Genomic DNA, 14,919 nt, shown 5'->3' with positions numbered 1-14,919 from the left:
CGGACAGGCGCACACGGCGAGGAGCAACCCGAGACACCGTTCATTGCAGTCCCCATGGCACACCTCCCGCCGCGCACGGGCTCCGGCACGGACTCGCGTTCATTCACCGGCAAGGCGCCTTCGCGCCACACCCACGTCAACGCCGTCACGGACGCACGGGCCCGGGAGTTCCTGACACGCGGGCACCGGAATCGGGGCCGGACGCCGCCTGGTGCGGGACGCCACGCGGGCGCAGGTGTCATCTGGCTACCACCCGTACTTTCCACCAGCCGACGTGAGCCCCTTGTTGGATTGGACCTTCCCGCGTCGCGGCCTACGCCACACCCCACGGGGTGCATGCATATGGCGGAAGCCTTCGATGTGGTGGTGATTGGCGCGGGGCCCGCGGGGGAGAACGCCGGGGCGCGCGCCGCGGCGGCCGGATTGTCTGTGGCGCTGGTGGAGCAGGAGCTCATCGGCGGCGAGTGCTCCTACTGGGCCTGCATCCCCAGCAAGGCGCTGCTGCGTCCCGCCGAGGCGCTGTGGCTGGCGAAGCACGCGCCCGGCGCACGCGAGGCCATCAAGGGCCCGCTGGTGGCGAGCGCGGTGCTGGCGCACCGCGACTACATGGTCAGCAACTACCGCGACGACTCGCAGGTGAAGTGGGCGGAGAGCGCGAAGCTGACGGTGGTGCGCGGCAGCGGGAAGCTCACCGGCCCGCGCAAGGTGCGCGTGGAGGGCAAGGACGGCACCGTGCGCGAGCTGGAGGCCCGGCGCGCCGTGGTGCTGGCCACCGGCAGCAAGCCGCGCCTGCCGGACATCCCGGGGCTGAAGGAGGCGAACCCCTGGGACAACCGCGGGGGCACCGGAGCAAAGGAGGTGCCGAAGCGGCTGGTGGTGCTCGGCGGCGGCGTGGTGGCGGTGGAGCTGGCCCAGGCGTGGCGCGCCCTGGGCTCGGAGGTGACGCTGGCCCAGCGAGGCAAGAGCCTGCTGTCGCGCTTCGAGCCCTTCGTCGGTGAGCAGGTGGCGGAGGCGCTGCGCGAGGAGGGCGTGCGGGTGTTGCTCGGCACGACGGCCGCGCGGGTGAAGCGCGCCGGGGGACAGGGCGAGGTGACGGTGACGCTCACGAATGGCGAGGAGGTCCGCGCGGACGCGCTGCTGGTAGGCATGGGCCGCGTGGCGCGCACGGAGGGGCTGGGGCTGGAGTCGGTGGGCCTGTCGGCCGGGAAGTCCGTCGAGGTGGACGACCAGCTCCGGGCGAAGGGCGTGGAGGGCGGTTGGCTCTACGCGTGCGGCGACGTGAATGGCCGGAACCTCCTCACGCACATGGGCAAGTACCAGGGGCGGCTGGTGGGAGACGTCATCGCGGGGAAGCAGGCGCACGCGTGGGCGGACGCGAAGGCGACGCCGCAGGTCATCTTCACGCACCCCCAGGTGGCGAGCGTGGGCCTCACCGAGTCCCAGGCGCGCGAGGCGAAGCTGCCGGTGCGCACGGTGCGGTATGAGATGCAGAACGTGTCCGGCACCAGCCTGCTGGGCCAGGGGCTGAAAGGCACGGCGCAGCTGGTGGTGGACGAGAAGCGCCGGGTCATCGTCGGCGCCACCTTCACCGGGCCAGGGGTGGGGGAGATGCTGCACGCGGCGACGATTGCCGTGGCCGGAGAGGTGTCACTCGACACGCTCTGGCATGCGGTGCCGTCGTTCCCCACCATGAGCGAGGTGTGGCTGCGGCTGCTGGAGGCGTACGGGCTGTAGCGACGCCGCCGGGAAGCCGCGGGTGCGCGCCTCCGTTGCCGTGCGGCGGCCAGCATGAAATGGTGCCGGCCCCCTCGCCTCCCCTGCCTCCTTGATGAACACCGCTGCTCCGGGTCACTCGCGCCACGTCGGCGCCTCCGCCCTCTTCCAGAGTGACGCCCAGCTCACGCGCGGGAGCCCGCTGCCATGAGCTCCGCGCCCCAGTCTCCCACCGCCGTGAACACCGCGCCGGAGGCCCGTGAGAGCCGCTCCGACACGTGGGCCCGCTGGTTCTGGTGGCTCGTGCTCGCCGTGCTCCTCGTCGCCGCGGTGGCCGTGGGTCAGCATCCCCGGCGCGGCGTGGACTTCCGCGTCTACCTCACCGCCGCCGAGCGCTTCCTCGAGGGCACCGACCTGTACCGCGTGTCCGACGGCACCATGCCGTTCAAGTACGCGCCCGTCACCGCGCCCCTCTTCATCCCCTTCACCTTCTTCCCCGCGCGCGTCGCCGTCGCCCTGTGGAACCTGGGCTCCATCCTCGCGCTCGCCGCCGTGGCCCGCCTCACCCGTCGCGCCGCGCCGGGCCCCTCCGAGTCCACGCCCTGGGCCTGGGGCCCCGGCCTCGCCACCCTCGCCCTCCTCCCCGCCTTCACCTTCGAGCTGTTCTACGGGCAGGTCGACGCCGTCCTCCTCCTGCTCATCGTCCTCTCCACCCTCGGCGCCGAGCGTGGCCAGGTCTGGCGTCCCGCCACCGCCTTCGCCGTCGCCTTCCTCCTCAAGCCGCCCGCCGCGCTCGTCGGCCTCTTCTTCCTCTGGCGCCGCCACTGGCGCGTCATCGGCGCCACCGCCGCCATCGGCGTCCTGCTCGCGCTCCCCACCCTCGCCCGCTATGGCTGGGAGGGCAGCCTCACGCAGCTCCAGCTGTGGAGCGAGACGCTCGCGCGCACCACGCCGCCCTGGGCGCTCGGCGCCAACCCGCAGGGGCTGCCCACGCTGCTGCTGTCGCTCGTGCTGCCCGCGGAGTCCATCCCTCCTCCGGGGAGCATGACGCTCGCGCAGGGGCTCGCCATCGCGCTCTTCCTCGCGGCCGTCGTGTGGGCGCGGCCCGGTCCCGCGGACCTGCTGGCCATGTGCTGCCTGGGCGTGACGCTCCTGTCCCCGCTCGCATGGCGCGCCAACTACGTCCTCGCCTGGCCCTTGATGCGCGCCGCCGCCGAGAGCCGCTACAAGCCCAACCTCGCGCTCGTGGCGCTCGTCGCCCTCACCGGCGTCCTCGTCTCCGACTCGGTCTTCGGGCCCGCGCTGTCACACGACGTCCTCCTGTGGCGCCCGTTCGCCGTCATCTACTCCGTGCTGCTCATCGCGCTGCTGTGGCAGGTGCGCCGGGCAGGTGCGCCCCGCGCCGTGACGACAGCGGGCGAGCTGTCACGGCTGCCCCGCACGTTGCTCGGCATGCGCGTGCCGTGACGCTTTCGTCATCCACCTGAAGGCCCTGTCACACCCGGCACGGCCGACACGCGTACGGGTTCCGTGACATTCCTGGCTTTCGCGTGATGGCGCGGTCACACGCAGCTCACGCGCAAGCAGCCAGCCGAGCGTCGTGACACTTCCGCCATGGTGTTGGTAGCGAAGTGTCACGGCTCCCGGACCTGCCTGAAACATGGCGTCGCTATATGCGGTCCAGCCATGTTCGAAACGTTCGAAAGCGCCACTGACGTTGCCTCGGCCCGGCGGTTCGCGCTCTCCACCACGGCGTCCATCGGCGTCTTCGTGCTGATCGGCGTCGCCGTCGTGTCCGCGGCCAGCAAGGTGCGCGAGGTCATCGAGGAGAAGAAGGGCGTGGACGTGGTCTTCCGTCCGCCCCCGCCTCCCGTCGTCGAGGTGAAGCCACCCCCGCCTCCGCCTCCGCCTCCACCCGCTCCCAAGCCGAAGCTGGCCCCCAAGCCGGCTCCCATCGCCAAGGCACCGCCGCCCGCCGCGCCCACCGTGGCGCCCGCGCCGCTCGTCGCCCCAGACGCCGTGCCGCTGACGAAGCCTCCCGAGGCCGAGCGGGAGACTGTCGCCGCCGCGCCCATCGCCGTGGGCGGCACCGGCGCACTCGTTCCCGGAGGCATCGTGGGTGGCACTGGCATCGGCCAGGGACTCGCGGGCGGGGGTGGCCGCGTGGCCCCCATCAACCTCCCGGAGTCCGCCACGCCTCCGGAGCCGCTCGAGTCCAACCTCATCCCCGAGTACCCCTCCGAGGCCCGCTCCAAGGGCCAGGAAGGCCTCGTCATCCTCAAGGGCGTGGTCGAAGTCGACGGCCGCGTCACCCAGCTCAAGGTCATGCGCGGTGACGAGCCGTTCGCCAGCGCCGCCCTCGCCGCGGTGAAGGCGTGGCGCTTCCGGCCCGCCGTCGTGTCTGGCCAGCCCACCGCCGTCTACCGCATCTTCAAGGTCCCCTTCCGCCTCAAGTCGTAGGCCTCACCGCCCTGCCCCCAGGAGCACTCCGTCATGAACTTCAATCTCAGGGACATCTACAACCACATGGGCGTGTTCGCCCTGGGTATCGCCTGGACGCTCATCCTCTTCGCAGTCGCGTCCCTCGCGGTGTTCTTCGAGCGCCTCTTCGTCTTCTCCCGCTCCCGCGCCGTCTCCAAGCGCTTCGCCGGCCGGGCCGGCCCGTTCCTCGCGCAGCACCAGCATGAGGCCCTCGTGAAGGAGGCCGAGGCCACCAAGGGCAGCCACCTGGCCGTCCTGCTCGGCGGCGGAATGAAGACCTTCCTCGCGAAGTGCCGCCTCCCCGCCGGCAAGCTCGGCCCCGTCGAGCTCACCCGCCGCGAGCTGGTCCGCATCAATGACCGCGTCAGCGCCGACGTGCGCCGGGGCATGTCGGTGCTCGCCACCGTGGGCTCGGTGGCCCCGTTCGTCGGTCTGCTCGGCACCGTGGTCGGCATCATCGAGGCCTTCGCCGGCATCGCCAAGGAGGGCTCCGGCGGCCTGGGCGCGGTGTCCGCCGGCATCGCCGAGGCGCTCGTCGTCACCGCGCTCGGCCTGCTCGTCGCCATCCCCGCGGTGCTGATGTTCAACTTCCTGTCCACCCGCGCGGACGCGCTCCAGCTCTCCCTCGACTCCGCCCGGAGCGAGTTCATGGACTACCTGGAGGACCTGGGCCCGCAGAAGCCCGCCGCGACGAATGGCGCCGCGGTGGCCACCGGTCCGGAGCTGGCGGCCCGCAAGGAGTCTCGCGATGTCCACCCCGCGTAGGGCCATCGTTCCGGAGATGAACGTGACGCCGCTGGTGGACGTGGTGCTCGTCCTCCTCATCATCTTCATGGTCGTCACGCCCCAGATTGAAGCCGGCGCCTCCGTGGAGCTGCCCACGGCCACCAACCCGGACAAGGAGAACAAGGAGCTCAAGCCCTTCACGGTGAGCCTGGCCTCCAACGGCGCCTTCTTCCTCGACCGCAAGGAGCTGAAGCGCGACGCGCTCCTCACCGAGCTGAAGGCCGTGCATCAAAAGGACCCGGAGGCTCCCGTCGTGCTGAAGGCCGACCGCGGCGTGCGCTACTCCGAGGTGCGCGGCGTCTTCAAGGCCATGCAGGACATCGGCTTCCCCGGCATCAACCTGCAGGTCGTCGACAGGCAGAAGAACTAGGAGCGCACGCCATGGCATTCGATGTCGGAGGCGGAAAGGGCGGACTTCGCCCGACCATGAACGTGACGCCGCTGGTGGACGTGGTGCTCGTCCTGCTCATCATCTTCATGGTCGTCACCCCGCTGCTCACCAAGCAGATGTGGATGAACGTGCCCGCGAAGAGCGACAAGCAGGACCCACCGCCGCCTCCGCCCGACGCACTGCCGCCGGTGGTGCTCACGGTGGACAGGGCCGGCGTGCTGCGCATCAACCGGGAGGAAGTGCCACGCGAGCAGGTGGTGGCCCGCCTCCAGCGCATGCTCAACGCGCGCCCGGACAAGATTGTGTTCTTCGACGCCAGCGATGACGTGCCGTACGGCGCCGCCATGGACGTGCTGGACCTCGCCCGGGGCGGGGACATCACCGTGGGCGTGCTGCCGGAAAAGCTCGCGGACTGAAGCAGCCACGCGGCGGACCGTGACTCCGAGTTTTCGGTCCGCCGTCTGAATCGTCACAAGCCATCCATTCAGCTGCCATGCGTGTCGCGTTGTTTATGCGCGCCGACCGCCGGCAAGGAGATTCGTGTTGTCTCGCACCGTCCCTTCGCGCGCCCTCGTGGCAGCGCTCGCACTTCTCGCCGCATCCGCGCTCGCACAGACGGATGGCTCCGCCCCCGCGGCTCCCGGCCCCGCGGCTCCGTCCGTGACGTCCCCTTCCACGGCTCAGCCCACTGATGTCCCGGATACCCGGGCTTCCGGTACGCCCGCCTCGGGTGGCATCGAGGGCGGAACGAACGTTCCTTCCAGCGCCCCCGCCGTCAGGCCCGAGGGTGGAACGAACGGTCCTTCCAGCGCCCCGGCCGTCAGGCCCGAGAGCGGAATGAACGTTCCTTCCGCCTCCACCGCGCCGTCCCAGGCCGGAACGACGGTTCCTTCCGGCGCTCCCGCCGCGACCGCCCAGCAGCCCGCGCCTGCCACCGATGGCGCCACCGCCCAGCAGCCCACGGCCACCACCGACGGTGCCATCGAGGCCGCTCCGTCCGAGCTCCCGGCCGCCGAGGGTGACGAGCTGCTCGCGGAGTCCGCCGAGCCGCCCGCCGGCTTCACCGGCATCCACGGCCGGGTCATCGACGAGACCAACGGCGAGGGCCTCATCGAGGCCACCGTGAAGGTGGTGACCGGCGCGCAGAAGCAGTCCCTCACCGACCTGGACGGCAACTACCGCCTGGCGCTGCCGCCCGGGAAGTACGACCTGCGCGTCTTCTATGACGTGTACCAGGGCCGCCGCATCACCGGCGTGGTGGTGACGCAGGGCAAGTCCACGAAGCTGGATGTCGCGCTCAGCGCCGACGTGGGCGCCGTGCAGGAAGTCGTCGTCGAGGCCCGCGCCGACCGCCGCGCCGAGGGCGCCCTCCTCCAGGAGCGCAAGAAGGCCGCCGCCGTGTCGGACTCCATCAGCGCGCAGGAGATTGCCCGCACGCCGGACTCCAGCGCCTCCGACGCCGTGAAGCGCGTGGTCAGCGCCACCGTGGTGGACGGTCGCTACGTCCTCCTCCGCGGACTGGGTGGGCGCTACAGCAGCACGCTGCTCAATGGCGCCATCCTCCCCAGCCCGGAGCCGGACGAGCAGGCGGTGCCGCTCGACATCTTCCCCACCGCGCTGCTGGCCAACCTCAACGTCAACAAGAGCTACACCGCCGACATGCCCGGCACCTTCGCGGGTGGCGCGCTGCTCATCGAGACGAACAACTACCCCGCCAGCTTCGAGCTCAAGCCGCGCATCACCCTGAGCGCCGACAGCCTGTCCACCTTCCAGACGCGCAACACCTACGCCGGCGGCGGCATGGACTGGCTCGGCTTCGACGATGGCGCTCGCGCGCTGCCGGACTCGGTGCCCACCGACCGCCCGCTCAACCGCCTCACGCGAGACGAGGTGAACACCATCGCCCGCGACTTCCCCAACACCTGGACGCTCGGCACCCGGCGCGCGCTGCCCAACCTGGGCCTGGGCCTCTCCGTTGGCGACACGCTGCGCTTCGACAACCAGCGCCTGGGCTACCTGGCCTCCGTCAACTACAGCCACCGCGAGGTGCTGCAGCAGTCGCAGTTCATCGGCACCACGCTGGATGAGACGGACGGCGAGGGCGTGCAGGTGGACGAGAGCTCCGAGAACGTCATGGGCGCGGAGATAGCCAGCCTCGGCGGCCTGCTGAGCGCCGGCTACCAGCCGCACCGCGACCTGGAGCTGTCCGTCTTCTCGCTCTTCACCCGCACCGGCGAGAGCCGCGCCCGCGTCACCACGGGCCAGGACGCGTCCAACGAGACTTTCCGCAACACCTCCTCCGAGTACCTGGCGCGCATGCTCACCTTCAACCAGGTGCGCGGCTTCCACCGCCTGTCCGGCGTCCTGAACGACATGGAACTCGACTGGCAGGCCAACCTCTCCTACGTCCAGCGCGATGACCCGGACACCCGCAGCCTCACGTACGAGCTGACGTCGCAGTCCGAGTACCGCTTCCGCCAGGACCCGGGCGGCCTGCGCTGGTACAGCACCCTGGGCGAGACATCCTACGGCGGCAGCGCCAACGCCACCTTCCCGCTGTCCACCGTGCGGCTGCGCGTGGGCGCCATGGTCCAGCAGTCCGACCGCTCGCTGGACATGCGCCGCTTCCGCTTCCGCTACACCAGCGGCAACCTGGGCGTCGTCTTCCAGGGCCCGGAGGACATCTTCGCCGCGGACAACATCGGCAACGGCATCGGCCTGGACGAGAACACCAACGCCGAGGACTCCTACGAGGCGACGCAGGGCATCTACGCCGGCTACGTCAACGCGGACATCAGCACGCTGGAGCCGCTGCGCATCGTCGCCGGCGTGCGCTACGAGGCCAGCGTCCAGAAGCTGGAGACGGGCAGCGCGTACGCCAACAACCCCTCGCAGTCCTCCACCACGGACCGCACGTACGGCGACGTGCTGCCGGCGCTCAACCTCATCTATGCGCTCACCCCGGCGGTGAACCTGCGCACCGGCTACAGCTACACGCTGGCCCGGCCCACCTTCCGCGAGCTGGCCCCCATCCTCTATTACGACTTCGTCCGGCGCCGCAGCGTGTCCGGCGAGCCCGACCTGGTGGAGACGCGCATCCACAACCTGGACGCGCGCGCCGAGTGGTTCCCCACCGAGAACGAGGTGCTCGCCGCCAGCGTCTTCTACAAGCGCTTCCAGAACCCCATTGAACGCATCATCGTCTCACCCGCCCAGCGTGACGTGAGCTTCGAGAACGCCCGGGGCGCCACCAGCTACGGCGTGGAGCTGGAGGCCCGCACCACGCTGGGCCGCCTCACCTCCGCGCTCGCCAACGTGCGCACCGGCTTCAACCTGACGCTCACCCAGTCCGAAATCGAGCTGCAGGAAGGCGGCCTGCAGACGAGCCAGACGCGCTCCCTGCAGGGCCAGTCACCCTACGTGGTCAACGTCAACCTGGGCTGGTCGCGTCCGGAGAGCGGCTCCGAGCTGTCGCTGCTCTACAACGTGTTCGGCCGGCGCATCTCCGACGTGGGCATCCAGGGAGTGCCGGACGTGTACGAGCAGCCCTTCCACCGCGTGGACCTGGCCTTCAGCCAGAACCTGGGCCGCGGCATGCAGCTGAAGCTGACCGGCACCAACCTCCTCAACCGCTTCGTCGTCCTGAAGCAGGGCGACCTGGACGTCCTCAAGTATCGGCCCGGCGCGGCCTTCTCCGCCTCGCTCGGCTGGAATCTGTAGTCCCTCCTGAAAGGAAGAAGCTTCATGAAGCCGACCTGGAAGAGCCTGCTCCTCGGGAGCCTCGTAGCCCTGAACATCACCGCTTGCGGCGACGACGAGCCCAAGCCGAACGTCCAGCCCGAGCCGGAGCCGGGGGAGACCATCGAGGTTTCCCAGAAGATTACCGGGGACACCACGTGGGAGGCGAAGAACACCTACGTGCTGAAGACCCACATCTTCGTGGAGTCCGGCACGCTGACCATCCAGCCGGGCACCGTCATCAAGGGTGACGAGGGCAGCTCACTGGCCGTCACCACCAACGCGAAAATCAACGCCAGCGGCACCCGCGAGAAGCCCATCGTCTTCACCAGCTCCAAGGCCGCGGGCTCCCGCTCCGCCGGCAACTGGGGCGGGCTGGTGCTGCTCGGCAAGGCGCCCATCAACGTCAAGGACTCCGGCGGCAACCCGACGACGGCCAACATCGAGGGCTACCCGGCCAGCCAGGCTGGCATCGCCTACGGCGGCCAGGACGCGGCGCATGACTGCGGCAAGGTGAAGTACGTCCGCATCGAGTTCGCCGGCTTCAAGCTCACCGAGCGCAACGAGCTGAACGGCCTGACGGCGGGCGGCTGCGGCTCGGCCACGGAGATTGACTACGTCCAGGTCCACAAGGGCGCGGATGACGGCGTGGAGATGTTCGGCGGCACCGCCAACCTGAAGCACGTCGTCGTCACCCAGCCGGACGACGACGGCCTGGACTGGGACTTCGGCTACAGCGGCAAGGTGCAGTTCCTCATCGTCCAGCAGAACCCGGACGTGGGGAACTTCGCCTTCGAGTCCGACAACAACCCGAACGACGCGCTCAACTCCGTGCCCGTCTCCACGCCCGAGGTGTGGAACGTGACGCTCATCGGCTCCAACGCGGAGCCGGGCAAGGCGGGCAAGACGCAGGCCGCCATGCACCTGAAGAACGGCACGGCCGGCAAGATGAACAACCTCATCGTCGCGTACTTCACCGACGGCGCGGCGGACGTGGACGGCGCCGCCACGGTGGGCCGCACGACGAGCACCACCAACCCCCTGTTCATCAGGAACAGCATCTTCTTCGACAATGCGAACATCACCTCGGGCTCCACGCTGGGCAGCGAGTTCCAGCGCAGCAGCAGCGGCGCGCTGGTGAACAACGACGCTGACTTCGACGAGGGCGCCTTCTTCATGAGCGCGAGCAGCCAGAACCAGCTCGTGGACCCGCAGCTGAACGCGGCGCTGGACCTGGAGCGGCCGGACTTCTCGCCCAGGGCGGGCTCCCCGGCGCTCAACGCGGACCGCGCGGGCGCGCCTCCCAGCTCCGGCTTCTTCGACGCCAACGCCCGGTTCATCGGCGCCATCGGCGCGGAGGACTGGACGGAGGGCTGGACGGCCTTCCCGGCGGACTGAAGCACCCGCTGACTGATTTAGCCGCGCCTCCGTCCTGCACGAAGACGCGGCACCATGGCCCGGTTGCGTGACACTCGCGGAGGGGGCTCCGGGATTGGCACGTGCCGGGCCATGGTCTTTTTGCAGTCAAACCAACTTGCAACTTCGTCACTAAAGCAATGGATGGGAATCGCTACACCTCCTGGCGCCGCCTCGCCGGCGGCGAGTCGACGTGTCCAACCCCACGTCCTTCATCCAGGGAGCTCCATCCGTGCGTATGCAAAGGCATCTGTCCCTCAAGGCCTTGGTTCTGCTGAGCAGTGCTACCGTCGCTCTGGCTGGTTGTGGAGAAGACCTGACGCCGGAGGTGCAAGACGCACCCCTGGCGACCGCCAGGCAGGGCTCCATCTGCGGCCCCACGGAGGACTGGTCCGACGTGGAGCCCTGGGCGAGTGCGTGGGGCGGCAACTCGGGCAACTTCGTGCTGCGCTCGCAGCGGGCGGTGGCGCTCATCCGCCACCGTGTCACTGGCGTGGCCCAGTGCACCGGCTCCCTGATTGCGGAGAACATCCTCCTGACGGCTGGCCACTGCTTCTCGTCCACGGCCGACGCGCTGAACTACGAGGTGGTGTTCGACTATCAGGTCGACACGGCCAGCACTCCGCGCACGACCACGGTCGTCCAGATTGCCGAGGGACTCGAGGACTCCACCGGCGGCTTCGACTTCGCGGTGGTCCGCCTGGCCAGCAACGCGGGCAACACCTTCGGCAGCCTGCGACTCGGGGACCGGCTCCCGACGGGAAGCGAGCTGCTTCGCATCATCCAGCACCCGCGCGGGCTCATGAAGAAGCATCACCAGGGCAGCTACTCGTCGCGGGCGCTCAATGGCTCGCTCCACTACGTTGACGTCGACACGGATGGTGGCTCCTCCGGCTCCCCCGTGCTGTCGACCTACGGAGACATGGTGGCGGTCCACACCAACGGCGGCTGCACCAGCGCCGGAGGGACCAACTCGGGCACGTCGATGGTGGACATCTATGACAACTCGACCGTCATCCCCGCGCTCGTCCACTTCGAGACGGGCGGCAACACCACCTCGCTGGGGCGCATCACGATGAGCACCTCCACCCAGTCATGCACGCGCGGGGGCAACTGGCACGACATGGTGAATGGCTGTGGCCTGCGTCTCAACGTCGGAGACGTGGTGACGGTGAACTGCACCACCAACGGGCAGTCCGGGCGGTGGCTTGACGGCTTCTTCGCCAGTGGCGCCACCCTGAGCTTCAGCGCCTGGAGCGACACGAACGCCACCGCGACCTTCACGTACACGGGCACGGGCGTGCGGGTGTTCTGCAACTTCATCGACTGAGCCTCCGGGAGAGCGTCAGGCTGGACGGAGTTCCCGACTGGCCGACGGTCTTCCTTCAGCCTCTGGCCGGGCCACCGCCATGCGCAGGCGGCGGCCCGGCCCCACGGCCTGGTTGCGTGTCACTCTCGGAGAAGGCTCCGGGGGTGGCACGTGGCCGGGCCGCGGCTTTTCACGCTCCCCGCCGCCGCGAGGTCTCTCCCCCTGGCACCGGCCGCTCCAGCGTCGGGGTGGCTCCCCTCCAGCGGTGGCCGCCGGGGTTGTGCACCCGCCCTCCTCCCCCAAGGTTGCAGCTGACGCTCGGTCTCACCCGCCGACCGCGTCCCTGCTCATTGGAATCAGGAGGCAGCCCCCATGGCCGACAAACCCCTGGAGTCATCGACTCCCAGCTCGCGGAGCGCGCGAGGAGCCCAGCCCCCCAGCGGCGGCTCCGCTGAATGGGAGTGGCACGACATCGAGACAACGGAACGGCACGCTTCGGCGGAGGTCCGCCGGACGTATGACCTGGACGACGGACGCCGCATGAAGCAGCTGGCCTCCGCCATGCTGGGCGGGGCGCTGCTGAGCCTGGGCCTCAAGAGTCGCTCGCTCGGAGGCCTGGCGGTGGCGCTCGCGGGAGGCGGGCTCATCTATCAGGGCGCGCTCGGGCGCACGCTGGCTCGCCGGGTGCCCGGTATCGAGGGATTCCGAAGCCTCCGGACCCTCGGGAGGCGCAGGAGCGTGGAGGCAGGCGCGGGGACGGGCCGCGCGGTGCTGGAGCGCTCCATCACCATCCAGAAGCCCGGTCACGAGCTGTACCGCGCCTGGCGCGTGGCCGAGAACCTGTCGAAGGTCATGGGCCACTTCGCCGAGGTCACCACCGTGGGGCCGGACCTCCAGCACTGGAAGGTGCGGGGCCCGCTCGGCCGGAGCTTCGAGTGGGACTCGCACATCGTCGAGGAGCACCCCGGCGAGTTCCTGCGCTGGGAGTCGATGCCGGGCGCGGAGCTGCCCAACGAGGGCCAGGTGCGCTTCCGCCCCGCTCCCGCGGACTGGGGCACGGTGGTGACGCTGCGCCTCCGCTTCAGCCCGCCGGGCGGCGCGCTCGGTGACGCGGCGATGAAGCTCCTGGGGCAGGTGCCCACCGCGCTCGCGCACACGGCGCTCAGGCGGTTCAAGAGCCTCGTGGAGACGGGCGAAATCGCCACCACCCGGCCCAACCCCGCCGCTCGCGAGGGCGGCTACTCCTATTGAGGAACTCCGATGCGAGCACTCTGCTGGAACGGAATCAACGACCTGCGCGTGGAGACAGTGGGAGACCCGGGCATCGTCAACCCGCATGACGTCGTCCTGAAGGTGACGATGTCCACGACGTGTGGCTCGGACCTGCACTTCATCGACGGGTACATCCCGACGATGCGCGCGGGCGACGTCATCGGCCACGAGTTCATGGGCGAAGTCGTCGACGTGGGCCGCGACGTGAAGAAGGTGAAGAAGGGGGACCGCGTCGTCGTGCCCTCCTTCATCTGTTGCGGCAGCTGCTGGTACTGCCAGCACGACCTCTACTCGCTCTGCGACAACACCAACCCGAAGGCGGAGCTGCAGGAGCCGGTGTTCGGCTACCCGACGGCCGGCATCTACGGGTACACGCATGCCTTCGGGGGCTACGCGGGGGCGCATGCGCAGTACGTCCGGGTGCCGCACGCGGACACGGACTGCTTCCAGGTGCCGGAGGGGCTGCGGGACGAGCAGGTCATCTTCCTCTCCGACGCGGTACCCACCGGATACATGGGCGCGGACTTCTGCAACATCCACCCGGGCGACACCGTGGCGGTGTGGGGCTGCGGCGGCGTGGGGCTGATGGCGCAGAAGAGCGCCTTCCTGCTGGGTGCCCAGCGGGTGATTGGCATCGACCGCTTCCCCGAGCGGCTGAAGATGGCGCGCGAGCAGGTGGGCGCGGAGACCCTCAACTACGAGGAGGTGGACAGCGTCCTGGAGGTGCTGAAGGAGCTGACGGGTGGGCGCGGCCCTGATGCGTGCATCGACGCGGTGGGGATGGAGGCGCACGGCACGGGCGTGGAGTACGCGTATGACCGGGCGAAGCAGGCGCTGCACCTGCACTCGGACCGAGGCGACGCGCTGAGGCAGGCCATCCTCGCGTGCCGCAAGGGTGGGACGCTGTCGATTCTGGGCGTCTACGGGGTGATGGATAAGTTCCCCATCGGCGTCATCCTGAACAAGGGGCTCACGGTCCGTACCGCGCAGCAGCACGGGCAGAAGTACCTGCCGCGCCTGCTGGAGCACGTGACGAAGGGTGAGCTGGACCCGTCGTTCCTCGCGACGCACCGGCTCCCGCTGGAGGACGCGCCGCGCGGGTACGAGCTGTTCAAGAAGAAGCAGGATGGGTGCGTGCGGGCGGTGTTCCTGCCCAACTGACGGCGCGCTCCCGGACACCGCCAGAACACGACGGCCCGGCACCTCCACGAGGTACCGGGCCGTAGGGCGCTTCACCGTAGGTCGCCGGCTCAGGCCGTGGGCAGCACGCCGTTGCCCGTCTCGTGCGCGTGGGCGGCGAGCGCCTCGGGCGAGGCCCCGTCCGCGAAGAGCGACGCGCCCGTGGCGGGACGCACCTTCGGCGGACGGCCCCGGCGGCGCGGCGCATTCTCGTCATTGCCCGGAGCCGCCGACACCGGCTCGGCCGCCGCGCCTTCCGTGCGCACGCCCTTGCGCGTCGAGCGCGGCAGGTTGATGCCCTCCAGCTTCGCGCTCAGCTCCGCGTTCTCCTCGGAGAACACCCGCGCGTACGCCAGCGCCCGCTGGCCCTTCTGCAGGAGCACGTCCTGACTCTCATGCAGCGCCAGGCGCGCCGCATCCAGCGCCGCCTGCGCCCGCGCCACCGCCATCGCCTTCTCGCGCACCACCGCTGACGCGTCGTCCAGCACCTCGGCGTCCACGTCCGGGAAGCGCACCTCCGACAGCTCCGTGGCGAACAGCTCGAGCAGCGCGCGCAGCGCCGGGGAAATAGGGTCGTTCTCGTTCGAATCGAACATGGGCGGGCCTCCTGGCTCCGTGCGGGGAAGGTCCACCC

12 protein-coding genes are annotated in these 14,919 nt (G+C 70.0%); 11 read left to right on the top strand and 1 reads right to left on the bottom strand.

Annotation, left to right across the window (positions count from 1 at the left end; genetic code table 11):
• The first annotated feature begins 342 nt into the window (after positions 1-342).
• The 11 genes from G4D85_RS50250 (at position 343) to G4D85_RS12080 (ending at position 14,267) form a co-directional block, all read left to right on the top strand.
• Entirely contained in the window at positions 343-1,734 is a 1,392-nt protein-coding gene (locus tag G4D85_RS50250) for a dihydrolipoyl dehydrogenase family protein (protein ID WP_164011328.1), read from the top strand.
• 186 nt (positions 1,735-1,920) lie between these two features.
• On the top strand, positions 1,921-3,180 hold the full coding sequence (locus tag G4D85_RS12125) for a glycosyltransferase family 87 protein (protein ID WP_164011326.1): 1,260 nt from the start codon (positions 1,921-1,923) through the stop codon (positions 3,178-3,180).
• 219 nt (positions 3,181-3,399) lie between these two features.
• Positions 3,400-4,173, top strand: coding sequence for a TonB family protein (locus G4D85_RS12120; protein ID WP_164011324.1), 774 nt, complete (start codon positions 3,400-3,402; stop codon positions 4,171-4,173).
• Between the two features lie 33 nt (positions 4,174-4,206).
• Positions 4,207-4,959 carry a MotA/TolQ/ExbB proton channel family protein gene (locus G4D85_RS12115; RefSeq protein WP_164011322.1) on the top strand — a complete coding sequence of 251 codons (753 nt, stop codon included), beginning with the start codon at positions 4,207-4,209 and terminating at the stop codon, positions 4,957-4,959.
• A complete protein-coding gene (locus G4D85_RS12110) occupies positions 4,943-5,350 on the top strand; it encodes an ExbD/TolR family protein (protein ID WP_164011320.1) in 408 nt (135 codons plus the stop codon). Before G4D85_RS12115 ends, G4D85_RS12110 begins: the two co-directional genes overlap by 17 nt.
• An 11-nt stretch (positions 5,351-5,361) precedes the next feature.
• Positions 5,362-5,787, top strand: coding sequence for an ExbD/TolR family protein (locus tag G4D85_RS12105; protein ID WP_164011318.1), 426 nt, complete (start codon positions 5,362-5,364; stop codon positions 5,785-5,787).
• Positions 5,788-6,208: 421 nt separating this feature from the next.
• Positions 6,209-9,091 carry a TonB-dependent receptor gene (locus tag G4D85_RS12100; protein ID WP_240359220.1) on the top strand — a complete coding sequence of 961 codons (2,883 nt, stop codon included), beginning with the start codon at positions 6,209-6,211 and terminating at the stop codon, positions 9,089-9,091.
• A 24-nt stretch (positions 9,092-9,115) separates the two neighbouring features.
• Positions 9,116-10,507, top strand: coding sequence for a hypothetical protein (locus G4D85_RS12095; RefSeq protein WP_164011313.1), 1,392 nt, complete (start codon positions 9,116-9,118; stop codon positions 10,505-10,507).
• A gap of 346 nt (positions 10,508-10,853) precedes the next feature.
• On the top strand, positions 10,854-11,855 hold the full coding sequence (locus G4D85_RS12090; RefSeq protein ID WP_164011311.1) for a trypsin-like serine peptidase: 1,002 nt from the start codon (positions 10,854-10,856) through the stop codon (positions 11,853-11,855).
• A gap of 351 nt (positions 11,856-12,206) precedes the next feature.
• Complete coding sequence (locus G4D85_RS12085; protein ID WP_164011309.1) at positions 12,207-13,085, top strand: SRPBCC family protein; 879 nt, start codon at positions 12,207-12,209, stop codon at positions 13,083-13,085.
• Positions 13,086-13,094: 9 nt separating this feature from the next.
• On the top strand, positions 13,095-14,267 hold the full coding sequence (locus G4D85_RS12080; protein ID WP_164011307.1) for a zinc-dependent alcohol dehydrogenase: 1,173 nt from the start codon (positions 13,095-13,097) through the stop codon (positions 14,265-14,267).
• Positions 14,268-14,356: 89 nt separating this feature from the next.
• Here the strand turns inward: G4D85_RS12080 and G4D85_RS12075 are convergent, their stop codons facing one another.
• Positions 14,357-14,881: a hypothetical protein gene (locus G4D85_RS12075; RefSeq protein WP_164011305.1), complete on the bottom strand. Its 525-nt coding sequence runs from the start codon at positions 14,879-14,881 to the stop codon at positions 14,357-14,359.
• Positions 14,882-14,919: the final 38 nt, after the last annotated feature.

The organism is Pyxidicoccus trucidator (assembly GCF_010894435.1).
In the GTDB taxonomy this organism is placed as follows: domain Bacteria; phylum Myxococcota; class Myxococcia; order Myxococcales; family Myxococcaceae; genus Myxococcus; species Myxococcus trucidator.
Note: the sequence above shows the minus strand (reverse complement) of the source record. Positions and strands in the feature narration are given on the sequence as shown.